This window comes from Streptomyces sp. BK79 (assembly GCF_044142145.1).
GTDB lineage: Bacteria > Actinomycetota > Actinomycetes > Streptomycetales > Streptomycetaceae > Streptomyces.
The window spans coordinates 1-811 of record NZ_JBHVOC010000087.1 but is presented as its reverse complement, the minus strand read 5'-3'; the positions used below and the strand labels follow the sequence as shown (position 1 = coordinate 811).

The window sequence follows — 811 nt, the reverse complement described above, 5'->3', positions numbered from 1 at the left end:
TGTCTCGTCCTTCCAGCTGCACTTCGCCGACCACGACATCCTCACCCCCGGTGACGCCCCGAACGTGCTGGTGGCGATGAACCCGGCCGCGCTCAAGGCGAACATCGGCGACATGCCGCGCGGCGCGGAGATCATCGTCAATACGGACGAGTTCACCAAGCGGGCGATGCAGAAGGTCGGCTACGGCACCTCCCCGCTGGAGGACGGTTCGCTGGGCGGCTTTCATGTGCATCCGGTGCCGTTGACGACGTTGACGGTGGAGGCGCTGAAGGAGTTCGACCTCAGCCGTAAGGAGGCCGAGCGGAGCAAGAACATGTTCGCGCTGGGTCTGCTGTCGTGGATGTACCACCGGCCGACGGAGGGGACGGAGGCGTTCCTGAGGTCGAAGTTCGCGAAGAAGCCGGACATCGCGGCGGCGAACATCGCCGCGTTCCGGGCGGGCTGGAACTTTGGTGAGACCACGGAGGACTTCGCGGTCTCCTACGAGGTGGCGCCGGCCGCGAAGGCGTTCCCGCCGGGCACCTACCGCAACATCTCCGGCAACCTGGCCCTGTCCTACGGCCTGGTCGCCGCGTCCCGGCAGGCGGATCTGCCGCTGTTCTTGGGGTCGTATCCGATCACGCCGGCCTCGGACATCCTGCACGAGCTGTCGAAGCACAAGAACTTCGGTGTGCGGACGTTCCAGGCGGAGGACGAGATCGCGGGGATCGGGGCGGCGCTGGGTGCGGCGTTCGGCGGTTCGCTGGCGGTGACGACGACGTCCGGGCCGGGGGTGGCGCTGAAGTCGGAGACGATCGGGCTGGCCGTCTCC

1 protein-coding gene is annotated in these 811 nt (G+C 67.6%); it reads left to right on the top strand.

All coding sequences use genetic code 11. The annotated features are described in order from the left end of the window. The coding region (locus ACFIF2_RS35890; protein ID WP_395577488.1) for a 2-oxoacid:acceptor oxidoreductase family protein at positions 1-811 on the top strand (811 nt) is incomplete at both ends.